Origin of the sequence: Streptomyces sp. NPDC058534, from assembly GCF_042717365.1 — a bacterium.
Taxonomy (GTDB): domain Bacteria; phylum Actinomycetota; class Actinomycetes; order Streptomycetales; family Streptomycetaceae; genus Streptomyces.
The window spans coordinates 18,537-37,052 of sequence record NZ_JBHXNW010000087.1; the positions used below are offsets into that span (position 1 = coordinate 18,537).

The following is an 18,516-nucleotide window of genomic DNA, read 5'->3' on the forward strand; positions in this document are numbered from 1 at the left end:
GAGGCCAAGATCACTTCACCCGGACGTTTGAACACTTCCGCCGTTCGGCTGACGCCGGGGGTCGGCGGCGGACGGATCCGGGGGGAGGTCTAGCCTCGCGATGTGGACAATTCTCGCACCCGGCCGCGCGTCGGCCACATCCAGTTCCTGAACTGCCTGCCCCTGTACTGGGGGCTCGCGAGAACAGGCACGCTCCTCGACTTCGAGCTGACGAAGGACACCCCGGAGAAGCTCAGCGAGCAGCTGGTGCGCGGTGATCTCGACATCGGTCCCGTCACCCTGGTCGAATTCCTCAAGAACGCCGACGACCTCGTCGCCTTCCCCGACATCGCCGTGGGGTGCGACGGGCCGGTGATGTCCTGCGTGATCGTCTCGCAGGTCCCGCTGGACCGCCTGGACGGTGCCCGGGTCGCCCTCGGCTCGACCTCGCGCACCTCCGTACGCCTCGCCCAGCTCCTGCTCGCCGAGCGCTTCGGCGTCCAGCCGGACTACTACACGTGCCCGCCCGACCTGAGCCTGATGATGCAGGAGGCGGACGCGGCCGTCCTGATCGGCGACGCGGCCCTGCGCGCCAACATGATCGACGGCCCGCGCTACGGCCTCGACGTGCACGATCTCGGAGCGCTGTGGAAGGAGTGGACGGGCCTGCCGTTCGTCTTCGCGGTCTGGGCGGCGCGCCGGGACTACGCGGAGCGGGAGCCGATGCTCACCCGCAAGGTGCACGAGGCGTTCCTCGCCTCCCGCAACCTCTCCCTGGAGGAGGTCGACAAGGTCGCCGAGCAGGCCGCCCGCTGGGAGGCCTTCGACGAGGAGACCCTCGCGAAGTACTTCACCACCCTCGACTTCCGCTTCGGCGCCCCGCAGCTGGAGGCGGTCACCGAGTTCGCCCGCCGGGTCGGCCCCACCACGGGCTTCCCGGGGGACGTGAAGGTGGAGCTGCTGCGCCCCTGATCCGCACCGGACCCCCGCGCGGGGCCGCCCACTACCCTGCTCCCAGGGACTGGCGTACCTGCTTACGGGGGAGGGGTGGACGCCATTTACGGGGGAGGGGTGGACGCCATGCGGCCGCTCGATGTCGACGAGCCCACCGTCGTGGGGCCCTACCGGCTGCTCGGCCGGCTCGGCTCCGGCGGCATGGGCCGGGTCTACCTGGGCCGCAGCGCCGGTGGCCGCACGGTCGCCGTGAAGATCGTGCACCCGCACTTCGCGCTGGACGAGGAGTTCCGGGCCCGGTTCCGGCGCGAGGTGGACGCGGCGCGCAGGGTCGGCGGCGCCTGGACCGCGCCCGTACTGGACGCGGACCCCGGGGCACGGGTGCCGTGGGTCGCCACGGCCTACGCGGCCGGTCCGTCCCTGACGGCGGCCGTCGCGGACGGCGGCCCGCTGCCCGTCCACTCGGTAGGGGCGCTCGGCGCGGGCCTGGGCGAGGCGCTGGCCGCGGTGCACGAGCTGGGCCTCGTCCACCGCGACGTGAAGCCCTCCAACGTCCTCCTCACCCTCGACGGCCCCCTCCTGATCGACTTCGGCATCGCCCGCGCCACGGACGGCACGGCGTCCCTGACCTCGACGGGCGTCTCGGTCGGCTCGCCGGGCTACATGTCGCCGGAGCAGATCCTCGGCAAGGGCGTGACGGGCGCGGCGGACGTGTTCTCGCTGGGTGCGGTCCTGGCGTTCGCGGCGATGGGCGCGCCGCCCTTCCCGGGGGACTCGTCGGCCGCGCTGCTCTACAAGGTCGTCCACGAGGAGCCGCGGCTCGACGCCCTGGACGGGGACCTGCGCGACCTGGTCGCGGCCTGCCTGGCCAAGGACCCGGCCGCCCGCCCGGCCCCCGGCGAGGTCGCCCGGCGCCTGGCCCCCGAGGGCGCGGCCCGCCTGGTGACCGGCGGCTGGCTGCCGGGGACGCTGGTGGAGCGGGTCAGCCGGAGCGCCGTACAGCTGCTGAACCTGGAGGCGGCGGACACGTCGGCGCCGGTGTCGGGGCCCGTCGGCTTCAGCAGCCCGTCGGTCGGAGCGCCGGACGCGAACGGCGGTGCGGCGGACCCGGGCGTCTTCGGGCCGGCGCCGGTGTCGGGGCCCGTCGGCTTCAGCAGCCCGTCGGTGGGGGCGCCGGACGCGAACGGCGGTGCGGCGGGCCCGGGCGTCTTCGGGCCGGCGCCGGTGATGCCCACGCCGACGGCGGCGCCGTCGGCCCCGGCAGCGAACGTGCCGGGTCCGCGCGACGGTGACCGCCGCCCTCCGTCTCCCGCTCCCGGCAAGCTGTCCGTCTCCGTCGCGGCGACCTCCACCCGGGAGGGCGAGGGGCGGCGCGGCCGCCGGATCAGCTGCACGGTGGCCCTCGCGGTGGCCGGGGCGATGGCGGCGGTGACGGTCGGGTCGGTCTTCGTCTTCGAGCTGCTGCCGGGCGGCGGGAGCGACAACAACGCCGACGACGGCGGCCGGAACCCGTCGGCGACCGCACCGTCGGACCCCGGTTCCGGCGGCGGCGCCGAGACCGTCCCCGGCCGCTACCTGGGCACCTGGGAGGGTCAGGCCGTCGCGGTCGAGGGCAACCTGCCCCTCGGCACCTTCCGCCTGACGGTCCGCGAGGCCGCGGTCGGCGCCCAACTCGGCACCCTGCGCCACACCGACATCTTCGGCGGCACCTGCGACGACGTACTCACCCTGAAGAAGGTGACCGAGAAACAGGTCGTCGCGAGCGCCGTGGGCGCCAAGAACAACCGCGACGTCTGCAACCAGGCCCGCCACACCGTCCGCCTCATCCCGGTCGGCGACGACCTCCAGTACGAGTCGGACAGCGAGGACTCGGGGCGGCCGAAGGCGCGGTTGTCGAAGGTCGAGTAACCGCCCACAGGAACCGGCTCATACGCGCCACTGCCCCCGGCATCCGGCATCCGGCGTCAGCGGGTGGGAGTGTCGCCGTGGGATTCGAGCACCGCGGCGAGTGTGGTGGCGAGGCGCCGGCGGTCCTCGGGGTCGAGGCTGTCCAGCAGGCGGGTCTCGTTGGCCAGGTGGAGGGGGAGGACCCGGTCGATCACCTCCAGGCCGTTCGGGGTGAGGCGGATCTTGATGGAGCGCCGGTCGGTGGTGTCGGGCACGCGGGTGACCAGGTCCTTGGCGGCCATGCGGTCGACCCGCAGGGTGATCGCGCCGGTGGTGACGAGCGAGGACTTGAGGAAGGTCTTCGCGGTCAGTTCGTAGGGCTCCCCGGAGCGGCGCAGCGTCGACAGGATGTCGAACTCGCCCGGTTCGAGCCCGTGTCCGGCCAGGAAGTCCTTGATCTCCTTGTCCCACAGCCGGGACAGCCGCATGACCCGGCCCACGACGCCGATCGGCGTGAAGTCGAGATCGGGGCACTCCCGGCGCCACTGCTCCAGCACTGACTCCACCGCGTCCGCCATGAGTCCTCCAGTCCTGCTGTCGTCGTCGTAGATACCTGAGCGAAGGTACCTGAGCGCTCATTTAATTGACGCTCGCCCAACTGTCGTTTACCTTATCACTCACTTAATCGGCACTCAACGAAGGAGACGGTCATGCCGTTCACCGCTGCCCGCGACTCCCGCGTCCACTACGAGGTCGACGGCCAGGGCCCCGGCCCCGGACTCGCTCTGGTGCACGGCGTCGGCGGCGACGCCGAGAAGGTCTTCGGCAACGTCGTGGGCCACTTCGCCGACACCCGTACCGTCGTCCGGCCCAACCTCAGCGGCAGCGGCCGGACCGAGGACGACGGTGCGGAGCTGACCGTCGACCTGATCGCCGACCAGGTCACGGCCGCGGTACGCGACGCCTCCGACGGCCCCGTCGACCTGCTCGGCTTCTCCCTCGGCGCGGTCGCCGCCGCCGCGGTCGCCGCCGCCCACCCCGGCCTGGTGCGCCGGCTCGTCCTCGTCGGCGGCTGGACGCACTCCGGCGGACCGCGCGACAGCTACTACTTCGAGACCTGGCGCAAGCTGCTCGCCACCGACCGCGAACTGCTCAAGCGGTTCTCGGCGCTGACCGGCTTCAGTGCCGCGACGCTGGACCGGTTCGGCCACGACGGACTCGCCCAGTCGCTGGCCGACCCCTGGCCGCCGGCCGGCATCGTCCGCCAGATCGACCTTGCCGGACAGGTGGACATCAGGCACCTGCTCCCCGAGGTCACCGCGCCCACGCTGATCGTCGGCTTCGGCGGCGACGCCATGATCCCCGTCGAGGGCTCCCGGCAGCTGCACGAGGGCATCGCCGGCAGCCGGCTGGTGGAGATCCCGGACGCGGGCCACATGGACTGGTTCGCCGACCCCACCCAACTCGTCAAGCTCGCCGGCGACTTCCTCGACGACTGACCCCGGCTCCCGACGCGTCCTTCTCGTCCTTCCCGTCCTTCTCGTACGCCCAAGGAGTGACCGTGTCCTACCCCGACCCCCGCTACTTCGGTGAACACGGCGAGATCAATGCCGACTTCCGCCCCGCGACGGCCCCGCCCGACCTCGTCTCCCGGCCCGTCGCCACCGACGGCCCCACCGTCTCCCAGGGAACCGCCTACCACTACCTGTCCACCACCGTCTCCACCGGCGGCGAGTACGGCCTGTACCGGGTGGACATGGGTCCGGAGTTCGGCGGGCCCAGCACGCACTTCCACAAGGCCATGTCGGAGTCGTTCTTCATCCTGTCCGGCGCCATGCGGCTCTTCGACGGGCGGCGCTGGATCGACGCCACCCCCGGCGACTACCTGTACGTGCCGGTCGGCGGGCTGCACGCCTTCCGCAACGAATCCGGCGAACCCGCCTCCATGCTCATGCTCTTCGCCCCGGGCGCGCCCCGCGAGGACTACTTCGAAGGCGTCACCCGGCTCGACGGCCTCAGCGAAGAGGAGCGCGCGGAGTTCTTCGTGCGCCACGACAGCTTCTTCGTGTGACCGGCCTCGTCACCGCCGTCCGACCGACCCAGCCGCACACAACCCAGCCCGGAAAGGCGGACCCATGCCACCGACCGTCGCCACGACCGCGCCGCCCGCCAAAGCGGGTGCCCGGCAGTGGCTGGGCCTGGCCGTACTCGCCCTGCCCACCATCCTCCTGGCCCTCGACCAGAGCGTCCTCTTCCTCGCCCTGCCGCACCTCGCCGAGTCCCTGCAACCCACCGGCAACCAGACCCTGTGGATCATGGACATCTACGGCTTCATGATGGCCGGCTTCCTGGTCACCATGGGCACCCTCGGCGACCGCATCGGCCGCCGCAGGGTGCTGGTGATCGGCGCCGCCGCGGTCGGCGCCGCCTCCGTGGCCGCCGCGTACGCCCCCAGCGCCGAGATGCTGATCGTCACCCGCGCGCTGCTCGGCCTCGCCGCCGCCGGCCTCATGCCGTCCACCCTCTCCCTGATCAGCACCATGTTCCCCGACCCGGGCCAGCGCGGCCGCGCCATCGCGGTGTGGGCCAGCTCCTTCATGGCGGGTACGGCCCTCGGCCCGGTGATCGGCGGCGTGCTGCTCGAATACTTCTGGTGGGGATCCGCCTTCCTCCTTGGCGTGCCCGTCATGGCCGCCCTGCTGATCGCCGCGCCCTTCCTGCTCCCTGAGTACCGCGACCCCGACGGTGGCCGGCTCGACCTCTACAGCGTGCTGCTGTCGCTCGGCGCGATCCTGCCCGTCGTCTACGGGCTCAAGGAGTTCGCCCGCCTCGGCTGGCAGCCGCTGTCCCCGGCGGCGATCGCGGCCGGCCTCGTGATCGGCCTGGTCTTCGTGCGACGCCAGCGGACCCTGGCCCACCCGCTCCTCGACCTGCGGCTGTTCCGCTACCGCGCCTTCACCGCGTCGCTCCTGGTGCTGATGCTCGCCATGACCACGATGGGCGGCAGCTACCTCTTCATCACCGGCTTCCTGCAGATGGTCCAGGGCCTGTCACCGATCCAGGCCGGGCTGTGGATGGTGCCCTCCGCACTCGCCTCGATCGCAGCCGCCATGACCGCACCTGCGCTGGCGAAGCGGCTGTCGGCGGGTGCGGTGATCGCGGGCGGACTCGGCATCGCCGCCGCGGGCTACCTGCTGCTCGCCCTTGTCGACCCCACGGGCGGACTGCCGCTGCTGGCGATCGGCTTCGTCCTGGCCTTCTTCGGCACGGGCCCGATCGGCGCACTCAGTCAGAACCTCGTCATCAGCTCCGCGCCGCCGGAGAAGAGCGGCTCGGCCGCGGCCATGTCCGAGACCAGCGGGCAGCTGGGTGTGTCCCTCGGCATCGCCGCGCTGGGCAGCCTGGGCGCCGCGATCTACCGGACGGAGATCACCGTGCCGCAGCAGGTGCCGGCCGCGGACGCCGAAGCGGCGCGCGGCGGCGTGGAGAGCGCGCTGGCGACGGCCCAGAACCTGCCCGACCGTCTCGGAGACCAGGTGCTGACAGCCGCTCGCGACGCGTACACCAGCAGTCTCAACTCCGTCGGGATCACCTGCGCGGCGCTCATCGCCGGCACCGCCGTCCTGGCCGCGCTCTCCCTGCACAGGACGGGCACCGCGGAGCCGCCGAAGGCGGAGCGGGCCGAGGCGGCCGCCGAGCAGCCCAGCCGGCATGCGGGCACGCAGCTCTGTTAGTAAGGCGCGGTTGTCGAAGGTCGAGTAGGCGATGGACATCCCCCGGTCTCGGTGGTCATGCCCCTGCAACTCCCCCGGTCACGCCTGTCACTAATGTGTCTGCGACAGCGAACACCACCGCACGAGCCACGTGTTCGTCAACGCGTCGCGACGGGGAAGGCCCGCCATGGAGACACTGCAATCGGACGACCCGCGGGAGCTGGGAAGTTACCGCATCCTGGGAAGACTCGGCGCCGGTGGCATGGGCCGCGTCTACCTCGCCCGATCGCCCGGCGGCCGTACCGTCGCAGTGAAGGTCGTCCGCCCCGACCTCGCGGCGGACCCTGACTTCCGCGCACGTTTCCGGCACGAGGTGGAGATCGCGCAGGCGGTCTCCGGCCGGTTCACCGCCCCCGTTGTGGACGCCGACCCCGACGCCCCGCTGCCGTGGCTCGCCACGTCGTACGTCCTCGGCCCCGACCTGACGGACGTGGTCGGCGCCCACGGGGCGCTGCCCGAGCACACCGTCCGCGCGCTGGCGGCCGGGCTGGCCGCGGCACTGCAGGACATCCACGCGGCAGGACTGATCCACCGCGACCTCAAGCCCTCCAATGTCCTGCTGGCCGCCGACGGCCCCCGCCTCATCGACTTCGGCATCGCGCGGGCGGTGGACGGCAGCCGGATGACGCAGACCGGAGTGGTGGTCGGCTCGCCCGGTTACATGTCGCCGGAGCAGGCGATGGGCAAGGACGTCGGCACGGCGGGCGACGTCTTCTCGCTCGGTTCCGTGCTCGCGTTCGCGGCCACCGGGCGGGGCGCCTTCGGAGACGGCACCGCCTCGCACGCCTCGCTGCTCTACCAGGTCGTGCACGGCGAGGCCGAACTGACGGACGTACCCCCGTCCCTGCTGGGACTCATCCGCGCCTGCCTCATGAAGGATCCGACGCATCGCCCGGCGCCGGGGGAGATCGTCACCGCACTGGCCGGGCCGGGCATCGACGCCGCTCTGCACGACTGGCTGCCGTCGTCCGTCGCCTCGACCATCGCGACCCACGCGGCGGGCATCCTGGACCTGGAGGCGCCCGAGGCACCCCAGACCGCCCCGCAGGCCCAGGCCGCGGCCGCCTTCGGCCCGGCGCCGACGATGCTGGACGGGACGCCGTCGGCGGGCGTGCCGTCGACCGGGTCAGCCGGCTACGGCACGCCGCCCGGCGGTACACCGGCGCCCGCGTACGGAACCCCTCTGCCCGGCACGGTCTCACTCGGAGCGGACGGGCCACCCGCTCCCGCCCGGTCCCGTCGCCGGGTGCTCGGTATGGCACTCGGTGGTGCCGCGGTCGTCGCGGTGGCCGGGGGCGGCGCTGCCTGGATGCTCGCATCCGGCGACGACGGATCCGATGCCGCAACGGGTACTCCGGGCAAGGGCGGTTCGGCCCAGCCGGTGGACGAGACCTTCACTACGCCACCGGCGGGTGTGGCCCCTCAGCCGCTGTGGCACAAGTCGGCCGCAGAGGACAGCACCACGACGGGCGTACCACTCCTCACGCACGACGGACTGCTCCTGCTCAGCGGGGATCCGCTCGTGGCCTACGACGTCAAGACAGGGAAGGCCCGCTGGACGAAGCCGGGCATCTGCCGGCCGGGAGCCCAGCTCCTCTTCCACGACGGCAAGGTGTCCCTCGCCGACGGAGACTACGACGGTGTCCTGGTCGCCTACGACGTCATGAAGGGCCAGGAGGTCTGGCGCAGCCGCCTCCGCAAGAATCTGTCGGTCGAGGACACGATCGCGATCGACGACAAGAACGTCTACGTCACGGCGACCGACTACGGCCAGTCACAGAGTGCCACCAAGTACCGCACGGCCGTCGCGGCCATCAGCCACAGCACGGGAAAGCAGGCGTGGATCCAGCACCGGGACTGGGGTACCAAGGACTACGACGTCCAGGGCGCCGTGTCGGGCAAGTACCTGGTCTACGCCGACTCGAACTTCAACCTCACCGTCCGGGACACCGCCACCGGCGGTCAGCTGTGGACCAAGAAGATCGGTGAGGAGTGGACCTGGCGACCCACGGTCGCGAACGGCCTCGTCTTCCTGCCGGGCGACGAACTGACGGCCGTCGACGCGGACAAGGGCAGCACCGTCTGGACGCTGTCCCCGGCCGGCCGCCGCGGCTTCAGCAACCCGACGGTCATCGACGGCGTCCTCTACGCCAGCGACCACGACGACGGCGTATGGGCCGTGGACGTCAAGACCGGCAAGCGGACCTGGCTCTGCGACGAGCTGGACGTGGAGGGCCCGGAGACGTTCGTGCGGGCAGGGGCGACGCTGTACGGCGCCACCGGTTCCCTGGACGGCGGCATTGTCGCCCTGGAGGTGAGGACCGGTAAGTTGCGGTGGACCTACAGCGACAGCAAGGGCGTGGGCGAGCCGTGGCAGGTCGCCCTCTCGGGGAACCGGCTGCTGGCGACGCACGGCCCTGAGATCTACGCGTTGCCGGCCGTGTAGCGAGCACGACGGGCCGCAGGAACCCCTCGGTCCTGCGGCCCGTCCTTTCCGGGCGGCCGGTGCCCATCACATAGGCGTGGTGACCGTCAGATGCTCCCCGCTGCCGAGGTGCAGCATGCCCTTGCCCGGGGTGATCTGGCCGCCGACCATGCTCCGGTTCGTGCGGATGCCGATCAACTCTCCCGCGGAGCTGTCCTGCGGAGACAGCAGGATGCCGCGGCGGGCCTTCTTCATGTCGACCTGCCAACCGGAGAAGCCGTCGCAGATCTCCTCCTCGTCACCGGCGATGACGACGGCCAGGCCCTCCTCCACACCGCGTTCGACGATGCGCTTGAAGATGTCCTCGGCGTCGCAGTCGTCGTGCACCTCAGCGTCGTCGACCAGGACGACGATCGGCTGCTCGGGACTGGCCGACTCGATGAGCTCCTCCATCTCGTCCTCTTCGATGTCCCGGCCGGTGAAGACCTTCAGGACGCCTTCCGTCCCCTCCAGTTCGCGCAGCGGGGACGGGCGAGGTGCCGCCAGAATCAGCCGTACGCCCTGGGCGAGACAGGAGCGGGCGACGCTCAGCAGCACCGTGCTGCGCCCGGACTTCGCGGGCCCGCCGATCACGAATGCCGGGACACCCTGGGCGAGGTCGGGGCCGAAGGCGGTGAGCTCGTCGCCGCCGACACCCGCCAGCGCCCACAGCGGGGATGCGCTCGCCACCGGGTCGCGCATGGCCCAGGCATCGGCGAAGGAGATCCGGCTGGGCAGGACGTCGACGCGGAACGGGCGGCGGGAGCGCGGCAGCCCGGCGTCCCGGGCGGTCGCCGCCTCGCCGATCGCGAGGAGCGCGGCAGCCTGACCCTGACCGGTGGTGTCCTCGGCGAGCAGGGCGAACTGGGTCTCGGTCGCCGTCCCGCTGGCGAAGCCGCGGCCGGGCGGGATCTCTTCGGGGATCTTGCGCGCGTTGATGTCCAGCAACGAGAAGTCGCCGCGGTCCGCGAGGCGCAGACCGTACTTGTCCTCGGTGAGGGAGGAGATCCGCCCCGTCAGCAGCTGGCGGTCACCGGTGATGACAAGGTGCAGGCCGATGCTCGCGCCCTCGCGCATCAACACCATCACCTGGTCGGTGAGGTCGCCGTGGTTGTACTCGCCGAGCGTGGGCAGCCAGCCCTCCCAGCGGTCGAGGAGGACCACGATGTGGGGCAGTCGCTCGTCCTCGGCCGCGGCGGCCCGCTGCTCCAGGATGTCGGCATAGCCCTTCTCCGCCAGCAGATCCTGTCGCCGGGTGAGTTCGCCGGTGAGCCGATTGAAGAGCCGGATGACCCGCTCCTGCTGATTGCGGCCGACGACCGCGCCGCAGTGCGGCAGCCGGGTCAGTGCGTTCAGGGCGCCGTTGCCGCAGTCGATGCCGTACAAGTGGACGTCGGCGCTCGACAGCGTGCGGGCCAGGGAGCCCGCGACGGTACGCAGCACCTGCGAGCGGCCGCTGCGCGGGCCACCGGCGATGAGCAGGTGTCCGAAGGTGGCGAAGTCGACGACCACCGGGCGGCGGGCCTGTTCGGCCGGCAGGTCCGCGATGCCGTACGGAGCCGCCGGCAGCGCCCCCTGGCTGAGCACCTCCGGAATGTCGTCCAACAGCAGCGACTCGTCCAGGGCGGGCAGCCACGGAGAGTGCTGGGCCGGAATGCCGAGGGCCTCGTTGGCCTCCCGGATGGCGTCCACCAAGACCTTGAGATCGGTGACCTCGTCGTCCTCCCGCGCCTCGGACTTGGGCTTGGCGAGCCCGGCCCGTCCCAGTTCCTCCCAGGAGAGCTGCCCGGCCCACGGGGCGAGCGCCGCCGGATCTGCGGCACCCGGGCGGCGGCCACCGACGCGGCCGGACTGGAAGGGGATGAGGGAGGCGTGGCCGAGACGGACGTACGCGCGGCCCGGCGTGCTCTTGGCGATGTGACCGGCGTCGGGAGCGTCGATGACATCGGTCGACTCACCGGCGTCGGTCACGCGCAGGGCGATCCGAAGGTTGGTGTTGGCGCGGATCTCGGGCGATACGACACCACTCGGTCGCTGCGTGGCCAGCAGGAGGTGAATGCCGAGGGAGCGGCCTCGCTGGGCGATGTTGACGAGACCCGTCACGAAGTCGGGCAGATCGCGCACCATGGACGCGAACTCGTCGATGACGATGAGCAGCCGGGGTATGTGTGCGTGGGACGGGTCCCGGCGCACCAGGTCCTGGTAGTCCTCGATGTCCTTGGCATCGGCGGCGGCGAGGATGTGCTCGCGCCGCTTCAGCTCCGCGCCCAGCGATTCCAGGGCGCGTTCGACGAGGTGTGCGTCGAGGTCGGTGACCATGCCGACGGTGTGCGGGAGTTTGACGCAGTCCTTGAAGGCGGACCCGCCCTTGTAGTCGACGAGGACGAACGTCATGTTCTCGGGCGTGTTGGCGACGGCGAGCGCGGCCACGATGGTCTGGAGCAGCTCCGACTTGCCTGAACCGGTCGTACCGGCGATGAGTCCGTGCGGACCGTCGCGCCGGATGTCGATGCCGAAGGGACCGTCGTACGACTCACCGAGGACCGCCATGGTGGACTGACCGCCCATGCGCCAGCGCGCGGCGACGCCGTCGTGCGTCGGGGGCTCCAGCTGGAGCACGTCGAGGAGCCGGCTCGAGGACGGGAGCGCGGAGTCCTCCGTCTCGCCACTGATGTCGCGCAGGGGCGACAGCGCCCGGGACAGCCGGGCGCACCAGGCAGGGGAGACGAGGTCGGGCCGTACACCGGACCTGCGCCGGGCGCCGGTCTGCTCGACGCGCAATCGCAGTTCGAGTGCCCGCTCGGCGGCCTGCTGGGCCTGTGGGGCGCCTTGGTGCCAGGCCTGGAAGGAGGGGAAGCCACCGGCGGCGGCCTGAGGGGAGCTCCCGGGCTGAGCGGCGACGGTGTCGCTGTGGCGTAGCGGCTCGGCGACGACGAAGGCCTGGCACTCGCCGGGCAGGAAGCGCTCTTCCTCGTCCAGGCAGATCGCGTACATGGCGACCGCCGGCCCTTCCCGCAGGAGTCGTACGACGCCCGGCAGCGACCTCAGCCGACGAGACCCGTCCCATACGACGACGATGTCCGGGTCGGTGAAGGCGGGACCGGCGCCACTGCGGTTGTTCTCCTTCAGGGCCTTCTGCCTGGCGTCGAGCAACTGCGTCAGCTCACCGACCCGGGCGCTCACGGTCTCGGAGTCCGTCCCCATCATCACGTTGGCGTCCTGGCCGTTCGCAGGGCGGGCGTGCGGGAGCCAGCGGACCCAGTCCCAGCGCGGCTGTGCGTGGTTCTCGGTGAGCACGTAGAACTGGACATCCATCGGGCTGTGCAGCACTGCGGTCTGCGCCACGGCCCATCTCGCGAGTGCCTGTGCTGAGTCGCCGGGCCCCGCGACACCGATGACGCCCAGGTCCTGCAGAGGCAGCGCGACGGGCGAGTCCTCGATGTCCCAGGTGACCTGACGCTTGTGCTCGTCCTGCTCCGGATCGTCGAGAACGACTTCGGACGGCACGCGGCCGGTGCCGACCCGAAGGAGCAGATGGTCGGCGTCCGTGCGCCGCCTCTCCCACAACCGCGTACGAGGGCCGGTGCCGAAGGCGAGCACAGCGGCGGGATCGGGAATGGCGCCGCGTCGGTCGAGCCGCTCCAGCCGCAGCGCGTCCTGGGCGTCCTTCTCGATCCGTTCCTTGGTCTCTTTGTACTCCTTGACCTGCTGCGCATGGGACTTGCGCCCGTGCTTCTTGTCCATGAAGTAGTTGCCGAAGAGCATGACCGGGCTCATCAGAGCCATGATCATGTAGTACCAGCGCCCGAAGATCATGACGGCCACAACCGCACCGACCAGCGGGAACAGAGCCATCAGCCAGGGCAGCGGCCGGACTTCGTACTCCCTGGGCGGAGAAGGCAGCCGAAAGTGGGTCTCGCGCTCCGCCGGGCGCAGTCGCGGAGGCCGGTTGTAGTCGAGCCCGGCTCCGTCTTCCGACCATTTCAGGGCAGCGTTGGGAGGGGAGTAGCCGTCGATCTCCAGAAGCGTGTTACCGAGGGAGAGTTGGGAGCCGAGGGGCCAGGAGCCGCCGTCGAAGTCGTCGCCGTCGAGGCGGGGGTGGTTACTGTCGCGCCCCTTCTCCTCCTTCTCCTTGTCCTCCTCCTTCCCCTTCCGCTTCTTCTTCTTTTCCTCTTCGTTGTCCCCGGTGTTCTTCTTCTCGATGCCGTGCAGGGTGACGTCGCAGGTGCCGTCCATGGCGATGGACAAAGTGGCGGCGCGCGAGACGAGTTCGGGATCGTCGATGCGGATGTGCGCGGCGGGGCCGCTGCCAATGTCGTACCGGCCAACGCCCAGCCGGTGCACGACACCGGCGGCGGGACCGCCGGCCACGCGGAACTCCACGACACCGGTGGGCTCACCGGGAACGCAGCCGGCCGGATCGTGCAGGCTGACGACAGCGCCCTCGCGCAGCGGTGAGCCGACGATGTTGGCGTCGGGATCGAGGGGGTAGCCGTCGACGAAGGCCTGCGGTGTGCCGCCGGGGCCGGGACGCCCGCCGATGGGGATGATCTCCGCACCACCGGCAACACCGACATGGCGTGCCAGCTCCCGAGTGATGTCGCCGACCGACGACTCCGGATCGGCGTCGAGCACCACATCGGCGCTGGCTCCGCCGATCGGGTCGACGACGGTCAGACTCAGGCGCACGTTCGTCCTCCTTGCTGGGCTGAGGCTTCCCCCGGAACGCTTAACACAGTGGAGTGACCTTAGCCGCCGCACCTTGCCCCCGTGCAACGGGAGGCACAGGGCTTCACAGGCCGGGATGTGCACGGGTTCACGTTTCCGCTGCAGGGTATCCCTGTCGTCCCCTTGGCCTCACCCGTAGGATCTTTGCTCATGCGGACGGCCCGTAGACGACCGGGCGGACCGCGCCAATCACGCCACGGGGGAAGGCCCTGCGGCAACGGGAGGGAGAGCTGTCATGGCCAAGGATGCAGACCTTACTTACGCCGAGATGGAGAAGAAGGCCAACGACCTCATCAAGGCGATGGGCGACATGGAAGACATGTTGAAGGCCATCGAAAAGGGCGTCGAGGAACTAGTCGCCAACGGCTTCACCACGCAGAAGGCCTCCGGCGCCTACGACGAGTCCATCAAGGACTTCACCAAGGGCGCGGCCAAGACCGTCAAGGGGCTGGAGGGACTCTCCAAGTTCCTCACCAACGCCAAGAAGGCGTACGAGGACCTGGACGAGCAGCTGGCGAAGACCGCCAAGGGCTAGTGCTGCCGGCGGCGGCCACTACGCTGCCCGGGCGCGGTGGGGTGCATAAAGTGTCCTGCCGCGCCCGGGCATGTCGCCCACGACCTTGACCTGATCAAGGAATCCCCGAGGAGGGGCCCATGGGGGAGCACGACCGCCTGCTGGTCGACTTCACACTTCTTGAGTCTTCGAAGAAAAATCTGAACGACATCAAGAGAGCCCTTAAAGATATCGAAAAACACCGCGCCGACATCCATGACATCTGGGGTCATGGCAGCATCGCCGGAAAGATGGACGAATTCGTTAACAACTGGGACAACTACCGACGCGAACTCCTCGAAAACGTCGAGGACTTGGGTAAGCAAGTAGATACTTCACTCAAGAGCTTTGAGAAGCTGGACCTCGATCTCAAGAACGTGACCGAGAAGAAAAACGGCAAAAACGGGGGAAGTTGACCAATGGGTACGGGTAAGGGCAGGCGCCGGCCGGTCGACTGGCATCCGCTGGCGGAGAAGGACCCGATCCCCGGCGATCCGGAGGACATCCGCGACGAGGTCACCAGGATGAAGAACCTCGCCTCGACTCTACGTGACCAGGCTGCCATTCTGCGCCAGGCCGCCGACGGCGACGCCCTGAAGGGCAAGTACGCCGAAAAGATCCGGGAGAAGTCCGGCGACCTCGAGAAGCGCTTTCGCGAGACGGCGGGCCGCTACGAACGTGTCGTCGGCGACCTCGGCAAGTGGGCCAATGCGCTGGAGGGATTCCAGGAACGGGCCGACGGCATCCTCCGCGCCGCGAAGCAGGCCGACGAGGAACACGCTGCCGAGGTGAAGAAAAAGGAAGCCGAAGCCAAGAAGGACGGCGACAAGAAGGCGCCGGCAGAGGCCGACCCCAACAGCCACCTGTCCTCGTACCACAAGCAGCTCAACCAGGTCATCTCCGATCGCGACTCCAGCGCCCAGCATTATGCCGAGAACATCGGCCGTGACATCTCCGACATCATCAAGGACAGCAAGTGGGAGAACTTCAAGGACTGGGTACACGAGCATGCGGACACGATCAAGTCCGTCGTTGACATCCTGAGTACGGCAGCGACCCTAATTGGTGCTATCGCCCTTCTCTTCACGCCCGTCGGGTGGATAGCGACCCTCATCATGGTGACCGCCATCAGCCTCACGGCGATCGTCGGCGTCGGGCACACGATGCTGGCCCTCTCCGGTGACGGGAGCTGGACGGATGTCGCCATGGACGTCTTCGCGCTGGCGACGCTGGGATTCGGCAGCGTGGCGATGAAGGGCGTGAAGGCCGCGACGACAGCGCTCAAGAACACAAGCAGGGCGGGACGGTTCCAGCGGTACGCGAATCTACGCAAGCTGCTCGACAGGAACGTCATGCGATACGGCACCAACTCGGCCCGCGGCGCGAAAGCTGTGCGTGCGAAGGATGCGCTGCGCCAGATCGGGTCGAGGGAAACACGGCCTGGGTCCAACCCGCTCGAACGCCTGGTGGGCGGTGATAGGGAGGTCGTCAGCGCAACCAAGTTCGCCAAGGCCATGCGCGCCGAGTTCAGTGGGAATACCGATGTGGTGAAGGCGGCCGATGCGGTGGGCAAGGCTGCACTGAAGTTTAGGCTGAACTACGGCGCTGCCACCCTGGTGGACGTAGGTGACAAACTCGGAGAAAAGGGACCCTTCGGGGAGCAGTACGGTGACGCGAAGGATGTCCTGACGCGTGAAGTCGGGAGCCGTTGGTGACCACTCCGGAGTGCGAATCGACCGACAGGAAAAGGGTGGGACGGAATTCAAATCGCAATCCGAGGGAGCGGAGATAGTGGCGACAATCCCGGCAAAGAGTCCACAGGAATCGCGGGCCATGAAGTTCCTTGCCGCGTGCACGCTGGCGCCGATTCTCTGTCTTGCCTTCCAGGATATCGGAAGTGAATACGCAGGAATCGACTGGCTCACCTACGGTTACGTGGCTTGGCCGATGATGATCGCGCCAGTACTGATGCTAATCCTGTTTTTCAGGAACCGAGAACTAATCCGTAATCCGCAGATTGGCGCCAACTTCTCCCAGACGATCAAGATCGTTGCCGTCATGTACCTGGTCTGGAACATCATCGGAGCCATCGGCTACAGCTGGTTGGCTGTGATTCCGATGCTCTCCTGCCTGACGATCCTGGTGGCCGACCGGCAGCTCAAGAAGCGGGCCGGCGCATGAGCACGTCCGGTTCGGAGCAACAGTCGCCCCGCGTCGAGGTGACCGCTCCCCGCGGCTACGAGCTCATCCTGCCACCCGGTTGGGTCCGCATCCCCTTGCGCGAGGGCACGAAGGAAGCACTGGAGAAGATCCTCTTCTCGCACATGGGGCAAGTCCCGGAGGGCATTCCCCGGGACGACGCGATGCGCTTCCGACTGGACATGCGTCGCCAGTTGGAGAGGCAGGCGCGTGCGGCCAGAAGAAACGGTGGCCTTGACCTCTACCTGCCGGTGCTGCCGCGCGGGGGGATCTTCCTCATGGCCTCTTTCATCGTCGCAGAGCTGCCGATCGGCCAAGCTCATGCGGTTCCTCAACAGGCAGTGATCACTCAACTGGCCAACGACGACGTCCCCGGCGGAACGGGGACAAAGGTTGACGTGGCAGGGGCATCCGCACTCCGTCGAGCCTATCGCTCCACTCCTGACGAGGAGAAGCTGAGTTCCGCACCCGAAGCCGTACAGCAGACCGCCCTGCCGACGCGACGGGTCGACTATGTGATTCCCGTGCCGGACGATCCCGGTCGCTGGATCAGCATCAACTTCTCCACGCCGGGTGACGGCGATATCGACAGTGAATTCACCGACGTGCTGGTCGAGTTGTTCGACGCGGTGGTCGCCACGTTCAAATGGAGCTACGAGTGAGCTGGCTCAACGTCAAGCACGCCATGGACCTGGCCCCTTGGATCCGCATCCCGCTCATGTGGCCTGAACCGGGTCTTGAGGACGTCGAGGAGGCACAAACGCCGGAGGCGTGGGCTCGCTACTTTGCCGAGGGTCTCTGGGAGGATATCGCGTCGGAGAAGCCAGAACCGGGCGAAGTCGACCTGCTGACCAACATGCTGTTGATGTTCGCCATCAGGGCCCCCGCAGCCTTTCCCGACTTCGAGGTCTTCCTCCATCTCCCGCACCCACGGGAGATCCCACTCCCCGTGTACGTCGACCTGGTGGAGATCGAGGAGGGCGAGGACCGGGAAACGGCACTGCGTGAGCTGACCCACGCCGACGCGAGCTACACCGTCGAGCCCCCCATCGTTGAGGACTTCGACTCCCCGCATCTGGGAACCGGCTTGCGGGTACTGCGCTACTACCAGGACGAAGACAGCAACGAGGTGCACGTAGGCCTCCGCTACGCGTGGCGCTACGAGAAGGGCACGGAAGCCGCGGACGTCCTGATCATCCTGGCCGACCCTGACGCCGGCCGGATTCTCCGAGCTCTCGATGATATCGATGAATTTGCCCGCATCATTCGGATCAGTCCGGATGAGGAAGTAGATGCCTGGAATTCCTCAAGGGGCGGCACGTGAGCGCATAGGAATTCTGTCGTCAGAGGGCAGTATGAGACGTCATACTTAACACCGAATATGATCGTGTGTCACAGGGGGGGGAATGTCGGATCAGACTGCCGACGTCACGCGTATCAAGGAGAGCGGCAGCGCTCTCTCCAAGATCCACCGCGACTTCAAGGACCGGGCGAACCCCGCGGAAGGGCTGGGCGTGAGCACGCTGGGTGACCAGGGTCTGGTCAAGGTCTTCGACGACTTTGGTGACAACTGGAAGATCCACCGTGAGCGCCTCATGGAGGAACTGGAGAAGCTGTCGAAGATCCTTTCGACGGCAGCCAAGGCCTACGAGGACATTGATCACCAACTTGCCGAGGCTCTCCGGGGAACCGACAAGAAGAAGCCCGGTGCCGACGGGGGGACCAAGTGACGCGTCCCAGAACTGACGAGTGGGCAGTCATAGGAGAGTCCGAGGATCCTATCCCCGGCGACCCAGAGGAAGTCGCCAGACTCGGTAGAGATCTGCGAAAAACGGCAGAATCCATAAAGAAGCAAGCGGAAGAGATAAAAGCGCTCTCGTCGATTGAGGCGTGGAAGAGTAAAGCGGCCGAGGAGTTCCGCGGACAGGCCGAAGAAGCCGAGGGGAAGCTGCGCAAGGCGTACAAGCGCTACGACGCCG

15 protein-coding genes and 1 pseudogene are annotated in these 18,516 nt (G+C 68.9%); 14 read left to right on the forward strand and 2 right to left on the reverse strand.

All coding sequences use genetic code 11. The features are described from left to right. Positions 1-102: 102 nt before the first annotated feature. Positions 103-951: a menaquinone biosynthetic enzyme MqnA/MqnD family protein gene (locus ACFWR9_RS36150; protein ID WP_383850034.1), complete on the forward strand. Its 849-nt coding sequence runs from the start codon at positions 103-105 to the stop codon at positions 949-951. A gap of 108 nt (positions 952-1,059) precedes the next feature. Beyond that, on the forward strand, positions 1,060-2,841 hold the full coding sequence (locus ACFWR9_RS36155) for a serine/threonine-protein kinase (RefSeq protein ID WP_383850037.1): 1,782 nt from the start codon (positions 1,060-1,062) through the stop codon (positions 2,839-2,841). 56 nt (positions 2,842-2,897) lie between these two features. On the opposite strand, the gene ACFWR9_RS36160 is transcribed toward ACFWR9_RS36155, so the two are convergent. Continuing rightward, a complete protein-coding gene (locus ACFWR9_RS36160; protein WP_383850039.1) occupies positions 2,898-3,398 on the reverse strand; it encodes a MarR family winged helix-turn-helix transcriptional regulator in 501 nt (166 codons plus the stop codon). Positions 3,399-3,530: 132 nt separating this feature from the next. On the opposite strand from ACFWR9_RS36160, the gene ACFWR9_RS36165 reads away from it, so the two are divergent. From ACFWR9_RS36165 to ACFWR9_RS36180, 4 genes are all read left to right on the forward strand, one after another. After that, a complete protein-coding gene (locus tag ACFWR9_RS36165) occupies positions 3,531-4,319 on the forward strand; it encodes an alpha/beta fold hydrolase (RefSeq protein WP_383850041.1) in 789 nt (262 codons plus the stop codon). A gap of 56 nt (positions 4,320-4,375) precedes the next feature. Continuing rightward, entirely contained in the window at positions 4,376-4,891 is a 516-nt protein-coding gene (locus ACFWR9_RS36170; protein ID WP_383850043.1) for a cupin domain-containing protein, read from the forward strand. 64 nt (positions 4,892-4,955) lie between these two features. Continuing rightward, the gene (locus ACFWR9_RS36175) at positions 4,956-6,554 is read left to right on the forward strand and encodes an MFS transporter (protein ID WP_383850044.1); all 1,599 of its coding nucleotides are present in this window, start codon (positions 4,956-4,958) and stop codon (positions 6,552-6,554) included. A gap of 166 nt (positions 6,555-6,720) precedes the next feature. Beyond that, the gene (locus ACFWR9_RS36180; protein WP_383850047.1) at positions 6,721-9,039 is read left to right on the forward strand and encodes a PQQ-binding-like beta-propeller repeat protein; all 2,319 of its coding nucleotides are present in this window, start codon (positions 6,721-6,723) and stop codon (positions 9,037-9,039) included. A 66-nt stretch (positions 9,040-9,105) separates the two neighbouring features. On the opposite strand, the gene ACFWR9_RS36185 is transcribed toward ACFWR9_RS36180, so the two are convergent. Continuing rightward, positions 9,106-13,746: an FtsK/SpoIIIE domain-containing protein gene (locus tag ACFWR9_RS36185; RefSeq protein WP_383850049.1), complete on the reverse strand. Its 4,641-nt coding sequence runs from the start codon at positions 13,744-13,746 to the stop codon at positions 9,106-9,108. A gap of 274 nt (positions 13,747-14,020) precedes the next feature. On the opposite strand from ACFWR9_RS36185, the gene ACFWR9_RS36190 reads away from it, so the two are divergent. The 8 genes and pseudogenes from ACFWR9_RS36190 to ACFWR9_RS36225 form a co-directional block, all read left to right on the forward strand. Next, the gene (locus ACFWR9_RS36190) at positions 14,021-14,320 is read left to right on the forward strand and encodes a WXG100 family type VII secretion target (RefSeq protein ID WP_383423351.1); all 300 of its coding nucleotides are present in this window, start codon (positions 14,021-14,023) and stop codon (positions 14,318-14,320) included. A gap of 119 nt (positions 14,321-14,439) precedes the next feature. Beyond that, positions 14,440-14,754, forward strand: a complete 315-nt coding sequence (locus ACFWR9_RS36195; RefSeq protein ID WP_383850051.1) for a hypothetical protein — start codon at positions 14,440-14,442, stop codon at positions 14,752-14,754. Positions 14,755-14,757: 3 nt separating this feature from the next. Next, on the forward strand, positions 14,758-16,053 hold the full coding sequence (locus ACFWR9_RS36200; protein WP_383850053.1) for a hypothetical protein: 1,296 nt from the start codon (positions 14,758-14,760) through the stop codon (positions 16,051-16,053). A 118-nt stretch (positions 16,054-16,171) separates the two neighbouring features. After that, positions 16,172-16,519, forward strand: coding sequence for a hypothetical protein (locus ACFWR9_RS36205; RefSeq protein WP_383850056.1), 348 nt, complete (start codon positions 16,172-16,174; stop codon positions 16,517-16,519). After that, a complete protein-coding gene (locus tag ACFWR9_RS36210; RefSeq protein ID WP_383850060.1) occupies positions 16,516-17,199 on the forward strand; it encodes a hypothetical protein in 684 nt (227 codons plus the stop codon). The genes ACFWR9_RS36205 and ACFWR9_RS36210 overlap by 4 nt, the downstream gene beginning before the upstream one ends. After that, a complete protein-coding gene (locus tag ACFWR9_RS36215) occupies positions 17,196-17,861 on the forward strand; it encodes a hypothetical protein (RefSeq protein ID WP_383850062.1) in 666 nt (221 codons plus the stop codon). The genes ACFWR9_RS36210 and ACFWR9_RS36215 overlap by 4 nt, the downstream gene beginning before the upstream one ends. A gap of 82 nt (positions 17,862-17,943) precedes the next feature. Further along, a complete protein-coding gene (locus ACFWR9_RS36220) occupies positions 17,944-18,267 on the forward strand; it encodes a hypothetical protein (RefSeq protein WP_383850064.1) in 324 nt (107 codons plus the stop codon). Continuing rightward, positions 18,264-18,516: pseudogene (locus ACFWR9_RS36225) on the forward strand (hypothetical protein); the annotation flags it as partial. The gene ACFWR9_RS36220 and the pseudogene ACFWR9_RS36225, both read left to right, overlap by 4 nt.